The organism is Enterococcus sp. AN402, assembly GCF_040719405.1.
GTDB classification, from domain to species: domain Bacteria; phylum Bacillota; class Bacilli; order Lactobacillales; family Enterococcaceae; genus Enterococcus; species Enterococcus faecalis.
The window spans coordinates 691,597-708,277 of record NZ_JBFDTM010000004.1; the positions used below are offsets into that span (position 1 = coordinate 691,597).

At 37.7% G+C, this 16,681-nt stretch carries 13 protein-coding genes and 1 pseudogene; 11 read left to right on the forward strand and 3 right to left on the reverse strand.

The window, feature by feature from the left end:
• Positions 1-22 precede the first annotated feature (22 nt).
• The 7 genes and pseudogenes from ftsZ (at position 23) to ileS (ending at position 7,646) form a co-directional block, all read left to right on the forward strand.
• A complete protein-coding gene (gene ftsZ / locus AB1I62_RS04725) occupies positions 23-1,255 on the forward strand; it encodes a cell division protein FtsZ (RefSeq protein WP_002355899.1) in 1,233 nt (410 codons plus the stop codon).
• A 16-nt stretch (positions 1,256-1,271) separates the two neighbouring features.
• A complete protein-coding gene (locus AB1I62_RS04730) occupies positions 1,272-1,949 on the forward strand; it encodes a YggS family pyridoxal phosphate-dependent enzyme (RefSeq protein ID WP_002358890.1) in 678 nt (225 codons plus the stop codon).
• A gap of 13 nt (positions 1,950-1,962) precedes the next feature.
• Entirely contained in the window at positions 1,963-2,607 is a 645-nt protein-coding gene (locus tag AB1I62_RS04735; RefSeq protein ID WP_002355901.1) for a cell division protein SepF, read from the forward strand.
• 28 nt (positions 2,608-2,635) lie between these two features.
• The gene (locus AB1I62_RS04740) at positions 2,636-2,893 is read left to right on the forward strand and encodes a YggT family protein (protein WP_002355902.1); all 258 of its coding nucleotides are present in this window, start codon (positions 2,636-2,638) and stop codon (positions 2,891-2,893) included.
• 26 nt (positions 2,894-2,919) lie between these two features.
• The gene (locus tag AB1I62_RS04745; RefSeq protein ID WP_002355903.1) at positions 2,920-3,702 is read left to right on the forward strand and encodes an RNA-binding protein; all 783 of its coding nucleotides are present in this window, start codon (positions 2,920-2,922) and stop codon (positions 3,700-3,702) included.
• Positions 3,703-3,853: 151 nt separating this feature from the next.
• Positions 3,854-4,477, forward strand: a pseudogene (gene divIVA, locus AB1I62_RS04750) (cell division protein DivIVA); the annotation flags it as partial.
• Positions 4,478-4,865: 388 nt separating this feature from the next.
• Positions 4,866-7,646 (forward strand): isoleucine--tRNA ligase, encoded by a 2,781-nt coding sequence (gene ileS / locus AB1I62_RS04755; RefSeq protein ID WP_002381313.1) that lies wholly within the window; start codon positions 4,866-4,868, stop codon positions 7,644-7,646.
• Positions 7,647-7,697: 51 nt separating this feature from the next.
• Here the strand turns inward: ileS and zwf are convergent, their stop codons facing one another.
• The 3 genes from zwf to AB1I62_RS04770 all read right to left on the reverse strand — a co-directional run bounded on the left by zwf (position 7,698) and on the right by AB1I62_RS04770 (position 10,429).
• Complete coding sequence (gene zwf, locus AB1I62_RS04760; protein ID WP_002355906.1) at positions 7,698-9,221, reverse strand: glucose-6-phosphate dehydrogenase; 1,524 nt, start codon at positions 9,219-9,221, stop codon at positions 7,698-7,700.
• Positions 9,221-9,889, reverse strand: coding sequence for a metal-dependent transcriptional regulator (locus tag AB1I62_RS04765; RefSeq protein ID WP_002358896.1), 669 nt, complete (start codon positions 9,887-9,889; stop codon positions 9,221-9,223). The genes zwf and AB1I62_RS04765 overlap by 1 nt, the downstream gene beginning before the upstream one ends.
• Positions 9,890-10,060: 171 nt before the next feature.
• On the reverse strand, positions 10,061-10,429 hold the full coding sequence (locus AB1I62_RS04770) for a DUF4828 domain-containing protein (RefSeq protein WP_002397919.1): 369 nt from the start codon (positions 10,427-10,429) through the stop codon (positions 10,061-10,063).
• Positions 10,430-10,627: 198 nt separating this feature from the next.
• On the opposite strand from AB1I62_RS04770, the gene sfsA reads away from it, so the two are divergent.
• The 4 genes from sfsA (at position 10,628) to AB1I62_RS04790 (ending at position 16,541) form a co-directional block, all read left to right on the forward strand.
• A complete protein-coding gene (gene sfsA / locus AB1I62_RS04775; protein WP_010823484.1) occupies positions 10,628-11,359 on the forward strand; it encodes a DNA/RNA nuclease SfsA in 732 nt (243 codons plus the stop codon).
• A 105-nt stretch (positions 11,360-11,464) separates the two neighbouring features.
• Positions 11,465-12,463: a Gfo/Idh/MocA family oxidoreductase gene (locus AB1I62_RS04780; RefSeq protein WP_002383416.1), complete on the forward strand. Its 999-nt coding sequence runs from the start codon at positions 11,465-11,467 to the stop codon at positions 12,461-12,463.
• 26 nt (positions 12,464-12,489) lie between these two features.
• The gene (locus tag AB1I62_RS04785; protein WP_002414731.1) at positions 12,490-13,791 is read left to right on the forward strand and encodes a DEAD/DEAH box helicase; all 1,302 of its coding nucleotides are present in this window, start codon (positions 12,490-12,492) and stop codon (positions 13,789-13,791) included.
• Between the two features lie 44 nt (positions 13,792-13,835).
• On the forward strand, positions 13,836-16,541 hold the full coding sequence (locus AB1I62_RS04790; RefSeq protein ID WP_002355912.1) for a sigma 54-interacting transcriptional regulator: 2,706 nt from the start codon (positions 13,836-13,838) through the stop codon (positions 16,539-16,541).
• Positions 16,542-16,681: the final 140 nt, after the last annotated feature.

The window sequence follows — 16,681 nt, forward strand, 5'->3', positions numbered from 1 at the left end:
ACAAACAGGAGGATACGATATCATGGAATTTTCATTAGACAATAACATTAACAACGGTGCAGTCATTAAAGTTATCGGTGTAGGTGGCGGCGGCGGAAACGCTGTAAACCGTATGATCGAAGAAAACGTTAAAGGCGTGGAATTTATCACAGCCAATACAGACGTTCAAGCATTAAAACATTCAAAAGCAGAAACAGTGATTCAATTAGGCCCTAAATACACTCGTGGTTTAGGTGCCGGTTCACAACCTGAAGTTGGCCAAAAAGCTGCAGAAGAAAGTGAACAAGTGATTTCAGAATCATTACAAGGCGCGGATATGATTTTCATTACTGCTGGTATGGGTGGCGGAACTGGTACAGGTGCTGCGCCAGTAGTTGCAAAAATCGCTAAAGAATTAGGCGCTTTAACAGTTGGTGTAGTAACTCGTCCATTTAGTTTTGAAGGTCCAAAACGTGGTCGTTTTGCCGCTGAAGGAATTGCCTTATTAAAAGAAAACGTTGATACACTATTAATTATCTCAAACAACCGCTTATTAGAAGTCGTTGACAAGAAAACGCCAATGCTTGAAGCATTTAGAGAAGCTGATAATGTATTACGTCAAGGTGTTCAAGGGATTTCAGATTTAATCACTGCACCAGGTTACGTAAACTTGGACTTTGCTGACGTGAAAACAGTGATGGAAAACCAAGGAACAGCTTTAATGGGAATTGGTGTAGCGAGCGGCGAAGAACGTGTAATTGAAGCAACGAAAAAAGCTATTTCTTCACCATTGTTAGAAACATCAATCGATGGTGCGGAACAAGTCTTATTAAACATTACTGGTGGCTTAGATATGACCTTGTTTGAAGCACAAGATGCTTCAGATATCGTTACAAATGCTGCTTCAGGTGATGTGAACATCATCCTAGGTACATCAATCAACGAAGATTTAGGCGACGAAATTCGTGTAACAGTAATCGCTACAGGTATTGATGAATCAAAAAAGGATAGAAAACCGCACCGTCAAACAAGACAAGCGGTTCAACCAATGCAACAAACAACTCAATCTGTGGAAATGGATCAACCAAAATCACAAGAAGAAGCAAGTGCTTTTGGCGATTGGGATATTCGCAGAGAACAAAATACACGTCCAAAAGTTGATGAATCTTCATTAGAACAAGTAGACAAAAAAGAATTTGACACATTCCACCGTGAAGAACCAAATCACAATGATGACGAATTAAGTACGCCACCATTTTTCCGCAGAAAACGATAAGGAGCATCGATTAGAAATGATAGCTGAAAACTTAACAAATATTAATAATCAACTTCAGCTAGCATGCAAAAGCTCACAGCGCTCTGTTGCTGATGTGACAATGATTGGCGTCACTAAATCAGTAGGAATTGAGGAAGCAGCAGAGCTTGTTCAGCTTGGTGTCCAGAATTTAGCTGAAAACCGAGTAGATAAGTTACTAGAAAAGAAAGCTGGATTGGAAAAATTTAATGATATTCAGTGGCATTTAATTGGTAATTTACAACGTAGGAAGGTAAAATTAATTATTAATGAGATAGATTATTTTCATGCATTAGATAGTCTGAGTCTAGCCAAAGAAATTCAAAAAAGAGCAACGAAAGTTATTCGTTGTTTTGTTGAAGTGAATATAACTGGGGAAGAAAGCAAGCACGGCTTTCGTAAAGAAGACGTCTTACCTTTCATTCAAGAACTTGCTGATTTGGACAAAATTCAAATCGTCGGTCTAATGACTATGGCACCTTTTGGGGCAAGTGAAGAAGTATTACATGCAACATTTAGAGAATTAAAAGAGCTGCAAATGACCGTAAATGAGAAACATTTATCTTTTGCTCCTTGTACAGAACTTAGCATGGGAATGAGTAACGATTTCCCAATCGCAGTTGAAGAAGGTGCAACTTTTATACGAATCGGAACAGCGTTATTCAGAGATGCGTAAAGGAGAGGAATTTATGTCAATTTTTAACAAGGATGCGTTATCGAGCTTTTTTGGCTTATCTGGCGAAGAAGATGATTATTATGATAACTACGAAGAATATGAAGAGCGCAAAGCAGTTAATGAACCACCGCGTCGTGCAGCTCGGCCTAAACCACAACGCCCTGTTCAACAACAGGAAAGTTACAGTCAGCCAGCTTATACACAACAAAGTGAGCCTGTAGTTGAAAAACCTTCTGCACGCTATCGTTCTGCTGAAGCGCATCAAGAAAGAGACACACAACAAGCTGCTTACACAGAGAAAAAAGTGGTTTCTATGCGTAGTTCTAATCAATCAGCGACTACGAATACAAGACGAGCACAAGAAAGCACCGCCAATGCAAAAACACATAAAATTACTATTATTGAACCACGTGTGTATTCAGAAGCAATGAGCATTGCGAAACATTTATTTGCTGAAGAAGCTGTGCTAGTTAATTTTACATTAGTAGAAGAAGACCAAGCACGACGCATCGTTGATTTCTTAACTGGTACTGTGTATGCTTTAGACGGAGATATTCAGCGCGTTGGCAATGAAATCTTCTTATGCACACCAGCGAATATGGAAATTGATAGTGCGACAGCACAATCTTTAGCCAACAAACAATTCTTTGATTTCTAAGCCTTAGGGAGGTGTTATTATCGCAACACTGATTACTCTATTATACAAAGGCGTTCAAATCTATTCAGGATTACTAGTGATTTACGCGCTACTTTCATGGTTTCCAGGAGCATATGATTCTGCTTTCGGGCGTTTGCTCTCTAGAATTTGTGAACCATACTTAAGTTTGTTTGACCGTTTGAATTTAAGGATTGGAATGGTTGGATTTAACGTAATGGTAGGGATTATTGTCCTTAACCTAGCAGCGGGTGGCTTAGCAGTCATTTTACGAGCTATTGTTTATTAATAACTTTTAGAAAGGATGATTTATCTATGAACGCAAATGTGTATCAACATTTCCGCAAAGATGAACATCCTTTTATTGACACTGTCGGGGATTGGCTAGAGCAAGTGGAGATGCAATACGCGCCTTATTTGACAGACTTTCTTGATCCTAGACAGGCGTATATTTTGGAAACGTTGATTCGACAAAACAGTGATTTATCGTTTACTTTTTATGGTGGTTATGAGCAAGCAGAACGAAAACGCTGCTTGATTTATCCAGCGTATTACATACCAGAAGAGACAGATTTTGGTGTTGTATTATTTGAAATTATTTATCCATCTAAATTTGCGACATTATCTCATGGGAAAATTTTAGGCACCTTGATGAATGTTGGGGTTCGTAGGGAAGCCTTTGGAGATATTATTTCCGATGGTGATAAGTGGCAGGTTTTTATAGCACAAGAAGTAGCTGGCTTCGTTGTTAACCAAGTCGACAAAATTGGTAAAATTACTGTTCGTTTAGAAGAGCGTGATTATACACAAATTTTGATACCGAAGGATGGTTGGCAGGAAGAGCGAACGACTATGAGCTCTTTGCGGCTGGATAGTGTGATTTCCGCCGTATTTAATATTTCAAGGCAGCGATCAAAACAATTGATCGAATCTGGTAAAGTAAAAGTCAATTGGACAGAAACGACACGACCAGATTTTGCTTTAGACTTATTAGATATTGTTTCGATACGGGGATTTGGGCGCCTTCAGATTCAAGAATTAGAAGGAAAAACAAAGAAAGAAAAATTTCGTGTCCTCTTAGGGGTATTGAGAAAATAATCTCGAACTTTTGTTTAAGAAAACCATTTTGGCTGTTCATTCAGACGAAGTTGTGTATAATAAAAAAAGTAAGATATTTGCTATTTCAGGATTAGTATGAGAATGTGTTCATAAGGGGTTTTACAAAAATAATCCAAAGAGGTGAAGGAATATGGCATTAACTCCATTAGATATTCAAAACAAAGACTTCTCAACAAAAATGAGAGGCTATAACCAAGACGATGTAGATGACTTTTTAGATCAAGTCACACGTGATTATGAAGATGCATTACAAAAAAATCGTGAACTTGAGAAATCATTAAAACACGCAGAAGAAAAATTACAATACTTCAATGAATTGAAAGATGCATTGAACCAATCAATTATTGTTGCACAAGATACCGCTGATAAAGTGAAATCAAGTGCCAATAAAGAATCAGAAATGATTATCACTTCGGCAGATAACCAAGCCAAAGAAACCTTGGTAGAAGCTGAACGTAAATCAAATGCAATGATTGCAGATGCTGAAGCGAAATCAACACAAATCTTAGCAGAAGCAATTGAACGTGCCCGCCAATTAGCTGGGGAAACAGAAGACTTGAAGAAGAAAACACGTGTCTTCCATCAACGCTTAAGCTTAATGCTTGAAACTCAATTAGAGCAAGTAAAGAGTGAAGAGTGGGAAGAAATTTTAAAGCCTTTTTCTAGTTATGTCGGAGACAAACATACAGCAGTTAAGGAAATTCTTGATGAACAAGCCCTTGACAACGAAAATGAAACTGTTGTAAACTCTGAAGAGAACACAGATGCTGTAGTAGAAAAAAAGCCTGTAATTGAAGTCACTGAAGAAACAATTGAAGAAGAATCAAAATAGATAGAACAGAACGTTTAATGTTTATTCTTAGCAGCGAGTCAATGATAGTGAAAGTTTGACAGACACTGGCATTAAACAGATCCTCTATCCTAGATGCAGTTCTGAACACTTGAGTAGGAACTGCCGGATAATTACCGTTATCAATTTCAGAGAAAGTAGGGGCAACTCTACTTTGAATTTGGGTGGTAACACGAGTACTTCGTCCCTTGGGATGGAGTACTCTTTTTTTATCTACTTTTATCAGCTATCGTTCATCTTTAGTATGAACTAACACAATTAAATCGATAAAATGAAAGCGAGGCAAATGCATATGAAAATGAAAGAAACATTGCAATTAGGAAAAACAGCTTTTCCAATGCGTGGGAACTTGCCAAACCGTGAAGCAGAATGGCAAAAAGACTGGGAAGAAAAAGGGTTATATGAACAACGTCAAAAATTAAACGAAGGAAAACCAACCTTTGTTTTACATGATGGCCCTCCGTATGCAAACGGAAATATTCATTTAGGACATTCTTTGAATAAAATCAGTAAAGATATTATTATTCGTTCAAAATCAATGTCTGGTTTCCGTTCTCCTTATGTGCCTGGTTGGGATACCCATGGTTTACCAATTGAGCAAGTGTTAACCAATAAAGGGGTTAAACGTAAAGAAATGACTGTCGCTGAGTATCGCGAAAAATGTAAAGAGTATGCCTTATCACAAGTCGATAAACAACGTAACGATTTTAAACGTTTAGGTGTGTCAGGCGATTGGGAACATCCATACATTACGTTAGATCCAGAGTATGAAGCAGCAGAAATTCGTGTTTTTGGTAAGATGGCAGAAAAAGGCTATATTTATAAAGGTTTAAAACCAATTTATTGGTCTCCTTCAAGTGAATCTTCTTTAGCAGAAGCAGAAATTGAATACAAAGATGTAAAATCACCTTCTATTTACGTAGCTTTTAATGTGGCCGATGGTAAAGGTCTTTTAGATAACGAGACAGCCTTCGTCATCTGGACGACAACCCCTTGGACATTACCAGCCAACTTAGGTATTTCAGTTAATCCTGATTTTACGTATGTTGAAGTGAAGGCAGACGGTCGTAAATTTGTAATTGCTAAAGATTTATTAACAACAGTTAAAGAAGCGATTGGTTGGGAAGAAGTAGAAGTCTTGCGAGAATTTTCTGGTGAAAAATTAGATCGTATGACAGCTCAACATCCATTCTATGATCGAACATCACTTGTTATGCTAGGCGACCACGTGACGCTAGATGCCGGGACTGGCTTAGTTCATACCGCACCAGGACATGGTGAAGATGACTATATCGTTAGCCGTAAATATGATTTACCTGTTATTTCTCCTGTTGACAGCCGTGGGGTCTTTACAGATGAAGCACCTGGTTTTGAAGGAATTTTCTATGACAAAGCGAATCCAATGATTACTGAGTTATTAGAAGAAAAAGGCGCGTTATTAAAATTAGATTTCTTTACGCATAGTTATCCACATGACTGGCGTACCAAAAAACCAGTTATCTACCGTGCAACGCCACAATGGTTTGCTTCAATCTCTAAATTCCGTCAAGATATTTTAGATGAAGTTGAGAAAGTTGACTGGCTAATTCCTTGGGGAAAAACACGTTTGTATAATATGATTCGTGACCGTGGTGATTGGGTAATTTCTCGCCAAAGAGCGTGGGGTGTACCATTACCGATCTTCTATGCTGAAAATGGGGAAGCCATCATTACGCCAGAAACAATTGAACATGTAGCGAATTTATTTGCAGAACATGGATCAAATATCTGGTTTATGCGTGAAGCAAAAGAGTTACTACCAGCAGGCTTTACACATCCAGGTTCACCAAATGGCGAGTTTACCAAAGAAACAGATATCATGGACGTTTGGTTTGACTCAGGTTCTTCACATGAAGGAGTTTTACGAGAAAGAGAAGAGTTAACTTTCCCAGCAGATATGTATTTAGAAGGTTCTGACCAATATCGTGGTTGGTTTAACTCAAGTATTACAACAAGTGTCGCTATCAATGGAGTAGCGCCTTATAAATCAATTATTTCTCAAGGGATGGTTCTCGATGGCGAAGGCCGTAAGATGAGTAAATCGTTAGGCAATACTATCTTACCTGAAAAAGTTATCAATCAAATGGGTGCAGATATCTTACGCTTGTGGGTAAGTAGTGTTGACGCGGAAGCCGATGTGCGTGTCTCAATGGATATCTTAAACCAAGTATCTGAAGTGTACCGGAAAATCCGTAATACTATGCGTTTCTTGTTAGCGAATACGAGTGATTTTAATCCAGCTGAGCATACTGTAGCTTATGCTGATTTACGTTCTGTAGATAAATACATGACGGTTCGTTTAAATCAAGTCATTCAAGAAATCCGTGAAAATGGTTATGAAAAATATAATTTCATGCATATTTATCGGACAGTTATGAACTTCTTAACTGTGGATCTATCTTCTTTCTATTTAGACTTTGCGAAAGATGTCGTTTATATTGAAGCAGAAAATGATTATCAACGTCGTTGTATGCAGACTGTTTTCTATCAAACATTGGTTTCATTAACAAAATTATTGACACCAATTATTCCACATACAGCGGAAGAAATTTGGAGTTTCTTACAAGAAGAAGAAGAGTATGTGCAATTAGCTGAATTCCCAGGTTACGAAACGTTTACTAATGAAGAAGAATTGATGGATACATGGGCAGCCTTTATGGATTTCCGTGACAATGTCTTAAAAGCGTTGGAAGAAGCTCGTCATTCTAAATTAATCGGTAAATCGTTAGAAGCTAAAGTAACTGTTTATCCAAATGAACAAATTCGTCAATTAATGACAGCTGTTGATGCAGATATTGCTCAATTACTAATTGTTTCCGACTTTGAAGTATCAAAAGAAGTAGCACCTAGTGAAGCTGTTCAATTTGAAGACATGGCTATTTTAGTTGAAAAAGCAGAAGGCGAAACGTGCGACCGTTGTCGTTCCGTTCGTCAAGATGTCGGCTCAGATGAAAAATTACCAACACTTTGTGGCCGTTGTGCACACATTGTTGAAGAAAATTATCCAGAAGCGGTTGCTGAAGGATTCGAATAAACAAGAAAAAAGATCCGCTAGTCGTTAACTAGCGGATCTTTTTTGGCTTATTTATTGATCAAGTTGACCGCGGTCACGGTACCAGTTATCTGGTTGCCATTCCCAAGTAAAGCCATCTTTTTCTAATAAGTCGAAGGCAGCTTGCGGGCCCATTGTGCCAGCGGCATAATTAGGGAAAGAAACGTCTGTTTTATCCCAAGCATGTCGAATAATGTCAACAATGCGCCAAGATTGGGCAACTTCGTCCCAATGAGAGAAGTTTGTACTATCGCCATTTAGGCAGTCTAATAGAAGTTTTTCGTATGCTTCTGGACTATTTTCAGTCATTTCAGCACTTTGACGGAAATCAAGTTTCACTGGAGTTGTATTGAACCCTTGACCGATTTCTTTTCCATTTAAGGTTAATGAAAATCCTTCAGTTGGTTGGATATAGATAGTTAAAACATTCGGTGGTAAATCGGTTTTATCGCATTCTTCACACGTATCATCTTTGAAGACATTAATAGGTACTTGTTTAAAGACGATGTTAATACGTGTGCCTTTTTCAGTTAATCGTTTACCTGTGCGAACATAGAAAGGGACGCCAGACCAACGGAAATTATCAATTAAAAATTTACCAGCAACAAAAGTTTCAGTGGATGAAGTTTCTGCCACATTTGGTTCATCACGATAGGCTGCAAATGTTTGATCAGCTAGCTGACCTTCGCCGTATTGGCCACGCACGAAATTTTGAAGGGCTTCTTCTTCAGAATAAAGGCGGATGGCACGTAAAGCTTTTACTTTTTCAGTCCGAATTTCTTTTTCAGAAAAGGCAACAGGAGGCTCCATAGAAAGCAAAGCAACGACTTGTAAAATATGATTTTGAACCATATCTTTTAGTGCGCCACTGTGGTCATAATAGCCGCCACGATCCTCGACACCTAAGCTTTCAGCGAAGGTGATTTGGACATTATCAATGTAACGATTGTTCCATTGTGATTCAAAAATATTATTGGCAAAACGAATGGCTGAAATATTTTGGATCATTTCTTTGCCTAAGTAATGGTCAATTCGGAAAATATCTTGTTCAGGAAATGCAGCACGAATTTCTTCATTTAATTCGTAGGCAGATTCATAATCAGAACCAAATGGCTTTTCGATAATTAGACGATCAAAGCCTTCTTCCGAAATAATATGTTGTGATTTCAAGTGATTAACAATGGTTCCAAAGAATTGAGGGGCCATAGCTAAATAGTAAACGTGATTGCCTTCTAAGTGGTATTGTTCATTTAGGCGATCAGATAATTCTTTTAAGGTATTATAATGTTCCGTATCATTCACATTATGTGATTGGTAATAGAAATGACTAGAAAATTCAGTTGCCTCTTCGGCCGTAGGATTTAAGTCTTGAATGGTTTCACGAACGATTTCACGATAGTATTCGTCTGTCCATTCCCGACGTGCGGTACCAATCACCGCAAAACGCTCAGCTAATAATCCTTTTTTATATAAGCGGAACAGGGAAGGATACAATTTGCGTTTGGCAAGATCACCTGTCCCCCCGAAAATAGTAAATAATGCTACTTTTTCATTCATTAGTTTTCCTCACTTTCTCTAATCAACGGCTCAACAAAAATTGTGTTTGCTGCTTTAAAGCTGACGGATAATTCTTTGTTTTCATTATAAATGGTGATCGGTCCTTCATATGCAGCAATTTCTTTAATCGTATATTCTTCTTGAATATTTAAATCAATGGAAACTAAATAATCCAGTAATTCTTTTTCGTCTAAGACACGTGCAATCCGAATTTTTGTGCCAACAGGGTAGTCTGTTAACGTTTGGCGTTTCTCCTCATGAATGGGTTGATTATCTTCGGGAATAACACCACCGTGTGGACAAAATTCTGGATGATTTAAATAATCCGCTAAACGGTTCACAAGCGTCTGTGAAGTAACATGTTCTAAAACTTCTGCTTCTTCGTGCACATCATTCCAAGTGTAATTTAAGTGCTCTACTAAAAAGACTTCCCAGATTCGGTGTTTGCGAATTAACGTACTCGCTTTTTTTAAGCCTTTTTCAGTTAATTGTACCCCTTGATAAGGAGAATGCTCAACCAAATCTTCTTTTACTAACTTTGAAATCATCTCACTAACCGAAGCTGCCGAAACATCGAGTCCAGAAACAATTTGTTTATTATTCACTTTAACTTCGTCGCCACCTAATTCAAAAATTAATTTTAGATAGTCTTCGCGATTTGGTGTCATAGGGGCTCATCCTTTCAAAAAAACATCATCCTAAGTTTATCAGAAAAAGGCGCATTTGACTATTTAATAATATTCAAGTTGTAAGAAAACTTTCTGAATGCTTTTGCAAGGGATGTAAAAAAATAAATCACCCACCGCACATACTTCATTTTATGTGTCGTGGGTGATTTATTAATTGTAAATAGCCCGTTCTAGTGTGTAGGTTTCGTCGTCGGCTTCATCGTAAAGCGTCGCAGGGACACCATTTTCACATTGAATGATTAAATGGTAACCTAACTTGTCTAAGATAACTAAGCGTTTAGGGGTTAATTCAACAAGCAAGGCATGCATTTGTTTGCCATCAATGAAAACATTGAAAGATGAGGTGATTTCCAAGGTGTGTTGCGTGGCTTTCTTCACGTCTACAAACCACCAATGTCCAGTATAGTTGTGTTGAAGCTCCTGTGGGGAAGGGAGCTGTTTATTTTTTTTCCAGAGGATAGAGCCTGCTAATCCAGTAAGTAAAGATGCACCAACCAAGAAAGTCCAATGTTTTTTCAAAGAAATTCCTCCTAACCTTCATTTTCATTTATTCGTCTTCGTTACCTTTATTATATAGAACTTGTCTAAAATATTCGACTAAATCGCTGAGAATTGACAAATATTTAATGATTGACACAAGATAGTAAAATTGTTGGTTTTGGTCTATACTTTTCCTTGTTTTTTTATGGTATAGTGTGTAAGAAAGGAAGTCTGTGTATGAAGTACCCGAATGTCCAACTTGCTTATTTTATCGAACGACCCAATCGGTTTATTGCACACTGTCGTTTAATGGAAACGAATGAAGAAGTAATCACACATGTCAAAAATACTGGCAGAGGGAAAGAAGTTTTTTTACCAGGTGCTGTTGTGGCGCTTAGTTATCAACCATCGCCTAAAAGAAAAACAGATTACGATTTGATTGCAGTAAAAAAAGGTTCTTTTTGGATTAATATTGATAGCCAAGTACCGAATACATTAGTCAATGAAGCGTTAAAAAATGGTCAAATTGTGCTTCCTGGTTTAGTTGGTACGATCCAAACTGTTAAACGTGAGCAACGATTTGCACATTCAAAATTTGATTTTCTAGTGGAAACGGATGCAGACGAACAAGCTTTTGTCGAAGTGAAAGGCATGACTTTAGAAAATAAAGGCATCGGTGCTTTTCCTGACGCGCCAACACTTCGTGGCTTGAAGCATGTCACTGAACTAATGGCTGCAACTAAAGCGGGTTACCGCTGTTACGTTTTGTTTGTGGTCCAATTTGAAGAAATTAAGCAAGCAACGATTCACCAAGAGATGCAACCCGCCTTTGCTGAAAATGTGGGTGCTGCAATTGATCAAGGTGTGCAAGTCCTTGCTTACAATTGCCACGTAACACCAGCAACGATTGAACTTAAGTCACAGGTAACCTTTGATTTATTACAGGCATTTGATGATCCTAATAAATAACTTGAAGAACTCCTAGCGCTTTAAGGCAGGGTAATTACGTGACTTTTGTACGAGAGATTACTATTATAAAGAGAGTAAATAAACAAAAAATGGAGGTTTTTGATTATGATACATTTAGGCGTAATTGGTACCAATTGGATTAGTCATCAATTTGTTGCAGCAGCTTTAGAAACGGGTGCGTATGATTTAACGGCTGTTTATTCTCGGAAACTAGCAACGGCACAAGAATTTGGTTCTCGCTATGGGGATGTGGAATATGCAATTGATTTAGAGACGTTTTTTGGTATTGCACATATGGATACGGTTTATATTGCCTCACCAAATTCATTACATTTTGAACAAGCGAAACAAGCAATTTTAGCGAAAAAAAATGTAATTGTTGAAAAACCAGCTTTTTCAACGCCTGATGAGATGGCAGAAATTATTGAATTAGCGAATAAAAATCGTGTGTATTTCTTTGAAGCGGCCCGTAATATTCATGAGCAAAGTTTCCAAAAAATTGCTGAATTATTGCCATTAAAAAACCAAATTTTAGGTGCGAATTTTACGTATATGAAATATTCTTCTCGTTATGATCAAGTATTAGAAGGCAAAGAGCCAAATATTTTTTCTCCTCATTTTTCTGGGGGAGCCTTAGCGGATTTAGGCGTTTATTTAGTTTATGCAGCCTTAGGTTGGTTTGGCGTACCAAAGGAAAGCCATTATTTTGCTAGTAAAATTGCGACAGGTGTCGATGGCTTAGGAACAATTATTTTACGTTATGATCAGTTTGACGTGACGTTAAATACTGGGAAAATTAGTGATTCTTTTGCGCCATCCGAAATTTACTTTGAAAACGGGACCTTGATTTTAGACAGTGTCAATGCTATTTCTTCGGCTGAGTACCATGATCGCGCACATGAAGAACGTGATGTCTTAGATATTCAAGTAGCCGATAATCCAATGATTGAAGAAGCTCGTGATTTTGCAGCAGTTTTAAATAACCCAACAGATAAGTATTGGGGCACCAAGTATGAAGAATGGGTTGAGCTTGCTCGAAATGTCAATAAAGTAGTCACTGATTTACGTCATAGTGCCGGCATTATTTTTGATGCTGATAAATAAGAATTAAGCGATAGGAAAGGAACAATATGAGATTTTTAGAACAACTTCCAGAGGCTTGGCAAGAACAGTGGCAAGCTTCTGGCTTTAACGAACCATCAACAATTCAAGAAAAAAGTTTTACGCCCCTTCGCGAAGGAGAAAATGTTTTAGGAATTTCGCCGACAGGAACTGGAAAAACACTTGCTTATATGCTGCCTTTACTCTTAACTGTTGAAAAAGGACAGGGAAATCAATTGTTGATTATTGCTCCGTCTCAAGAATTAGCTATGCAAATTGCTGAAGTTGCTCGGACTTGGGCTAAGCCACTTCAATTAACGGTTCAAACGTTAATCGGCGGGGCAAATGTTTCACGCCAGATTGACAAGTTAAAAAAACGTCCCGAAGTGTTAATCGGAACGCCAGGTCGGATTTTAGAGTTAATGAAGAACAAAAAAGTCAAAGCTCAGTTGTTAAAAACAATTGTAATGGATGAAGTTGATCAACTTTTCCAAGAGGAAGAGCTAAGTTTAACCAAGCAAATTTTGACACACACACCAACCGAATACCAACTTGTTTTTTATTCAGCGACTGCTGATCGTGTCGTGAATCAAGCGCAATCTTTAAGCCAAAAATTACAGGTGATTGATGTGACGGAAGAAGATACTTCAGCAGGTCAAGTCGTCCACTACTTTATTCGGTTAGCACCAAGAAAAAAAGCTGATTACTTACGTCGTTTGGCCCATACAGAAGCATTCAGAAGTATGGTCTTTTTCAATCAAGTTGCTGATTTAGGTGCAGCAGAAGAAAAATTAGTTTATGAGAATGTGCCGGCTATTGGTCTGGCTTCAGATCAAAGTAAACAGTTGCGTAAATTGGCGATCGATCAATTTAAAGCAGAACGAGTGAAGTTGTTACTAACCACGGATATTGCGGCACGGGGCTTAGATTTCACAGGGGTCCCTTACGTCGTAAACGTAGATGTTCCTTTAACCGAAGAGAGCTATATTCATCGTTCTGGTCGCGTTGGCCGGATGGGTGCACAAGGGGCAGTGATTACGTTTATCAACGATGGCACCAAAAGGGATTATCAACGTTTGATGAAACAATTGGCCATTCCCTATCAGGAAATCTTTTTATATGATGGTGCACTTCATGAACAGCCAAAAGCCAAAGATGAACTAGAAAAAAAGAACGTAGTCAAAGATACGTATTCAGAAAAAAAGAGTACGAAAGAAAGAAAACCAGAAACAGTAAATTCTGTTGTCAAAGAACCGCAAGAAACACGCAAAAAGAAGAAAAACAAAAAGAAAAACACGAAAAACAAAGGAGCTCGTAAAGCGAAGAAATAACGCTTTACGAGCTTCAAGCAGAACGTTGTATCGAGGAGGATTCCATGAAATCTCGGAAGGAAGAAATCTTAGCGTTACTTCAAAAAAATGAAACTGGCTTAACGGCAGGAGCGGTAGCAGAACAGTTAATGATTGATCGCAGTAATGCCAGCCGTTATTTAAATGAATTATTCAAAGAAAAGAAAATTACTAGAAGTACTGGACGTCCTGTTATCTATTCAGTGCCAACAATCAATGAAGGAGAACAAGTCCATGTAGATGAGTCTACCTCTGTTAGTTTTGACACATTAGTAGGTGCCAATGATTCTTTAAAAGTGAGTATTCAGCAGGCCAAGGCGGCTATTTTATATCCACCAAGAGGTTTGCATACGATTATTTTTGGGAAAACAGGAACAGGGAAATCTCTTTTTGCTGAATGTATGTACCGTTTTGCCATTGATTCAAAAACCTTAGATGAAGATGCCCCTTTTGTCTCTTTTAATTGTGCTGATTATGCACAAAACCCACAATTATTATTTGGTCATATCTTTGGGGTAAAAAAAGGCGCCTATACTGGTGCGAATGAAGATAGTCCAGGCTTAATGGCAAAAGCAGATGGCGGGATTCTCTTTTTAGATGAAATTCATCGCTTACCGCCAGAAGGTCAAGAAATGCTCTTTACGTTTATTGATAAAGGCGTGTACCGTCCATTAGGAGAAAGTGGCCAAACCTATGAAGCCTCTGTTCAAATTATTGGTGCGACAACGGAATCCTCAGAAAACTTTTTAACCACTTTTAATCGGCGGATTCCGATGTCGATTACATTACCATCTTTAGATGCACGGACGCTAGATGAGCGTTATGCCATCATTTCGTTATTTATTCAGCAAGAGGCAACACGTTTGGGCCAACAAATTGATATCGAACGCGAAGCAGTTTTGGCTTTTATGTTATACGATGCAGAAGGAAATATTGGTCAGGTGAAGCGGGACTTAAAATTAGTTTGTGCTAAGTCATTTCTTTATTATCGGACGCACAATTTAGAACATTTGGTTATCCGTAAACGGGATTTGTCGTTACCTGTCCAAAAAGGATTATTAAAAATTAAAGAAGTACCTGAGCGCTTGGATCAATTTGTCGATAGTAAAAGTAATTATTTATCTTTCCAGCCAGGCACCAACAAAATTGTTTGGTCACAAGATCCAGCTAGAGACATGCAAGTTTACAATGAAATCGAAGAAAAAGTCGCTGACTTGTCCGAAGCTGACTTAGAAAATGTTGATTTAGAAGAATTGATTTCCAAAGATATGAATGCGTATTTTAAAAATTATGTCGAAGAATTAACCCAACATTCTTTACATAAGGAGTTATTACCAGAAGCTATTTGGGACTTAACGAATCGTCTTTATGATATCGCAGAAGAGCGTTTGGAACACACGTACAACGAAACAGCACGCTTTGCCTTTGCGCTTCATTTACAAAGTACGATTGAACGTGTCAAAGAAGGTCATGTGATTGTCCATCCTGATTTAAATAATGTCCGTAAAAACATGAAAAAAGAATTTCAAGTAGCCTTAGATTTATCTTCTATTATTGAAGAAGAGAACAACATAGAGATTCCTTTCGATGAAATTGGCTTTATTAGTATGTTTTTATCTATAAATGTCGGTAAAGAAGAAAGAACTCCAGAAAATAATGTTGGTGTGTTCGTCTTAATGCATGGGGATTCTACTGCCTCAAGTATGTTGAAAACCGCCCAAGAACTTTTAGGAACATCAATCGGAACAGCGATGAATATGCCGTTAACGATGGAAGTTCAAACAATGTATGAACAATTACGAAACCAAGTAATTACGCAAAAAGAATCGTTAAATAATGGGATTTTATTACTGACGGATATGGGTTCATTAAATTCGTTTGGAAATATGTTGTTTGAAGAAACAGGTATCCGAACGAAGGCGATTACAATGACGAGCACAATGATTGTCTTAGAAGCTATTCGAATGGCAAGCGTGGGACGAAGTTTAGAGGACATTTACCAAAATATTCAACTTTCTTTTGAAAGCGTTGTGAGAGAACAATTTCGCTCTAGTCTGCAAAAACGTCAAAACGTAAAAAAAGCAGTAATCGTGACGTGCTTTACAGGAGAAGGGGTCGCCGCAAAACTATACCAACGAATCTTACCCGTTATTGATGAAACAAAAGTAGAACTGATTCAAATGCAATTTATTGAACGAGAAACATTTAAAAAACATATCGACAACTTGATGGAAGAATATGAAATTAAGGCCATTGCGGGAACTGTGGATGTTGAATATCAAAATATTCCTTTCTTTTCCGTCTATGATATTTTTGATGATGAAAAATTAAATGTACTGAAACGGATTGCTAGTGATGAAGTGGCGATTGATACAATTGTTCATTCACTAAGTGGCGTCATTACTTCTGTGGACTCCTTACAAAAATTAATTCTCATGTTACAAAAAACAGTTCATCAAATACAAACAGACATGCATATTATTGTTGAACCAGGGGTGGATGCCGGAATCATGATTCATTTGGCTTTTCTGGTAGATGCTTTAATTAAAGGAGAAGAAGCAAGAACTTTTCCAAACTTAGCGGAATATGTTAAAACACATCGTTTAGAAATCGATGTCGTACGCACGAATTTTATGTTAATTGAACGGGCGTATCGTGTGACGATTCCAGAAGCGGAAGTTGCGCATGTTACCCAAATGTTTTTAGAAAATGAAATTAAAAGTAAACAATAATAAATAAAAAAACATCAAGAAATGAGAAAACGCTCTCTTTTTTCTTGATGTTTTCTTTTTGTAAGTTACACACAATTTCATGTGTGTAAGCGTTTTCTTTTAGTGTGTGCACGCTTTTTTCGATGACAAAAGCTGTTATA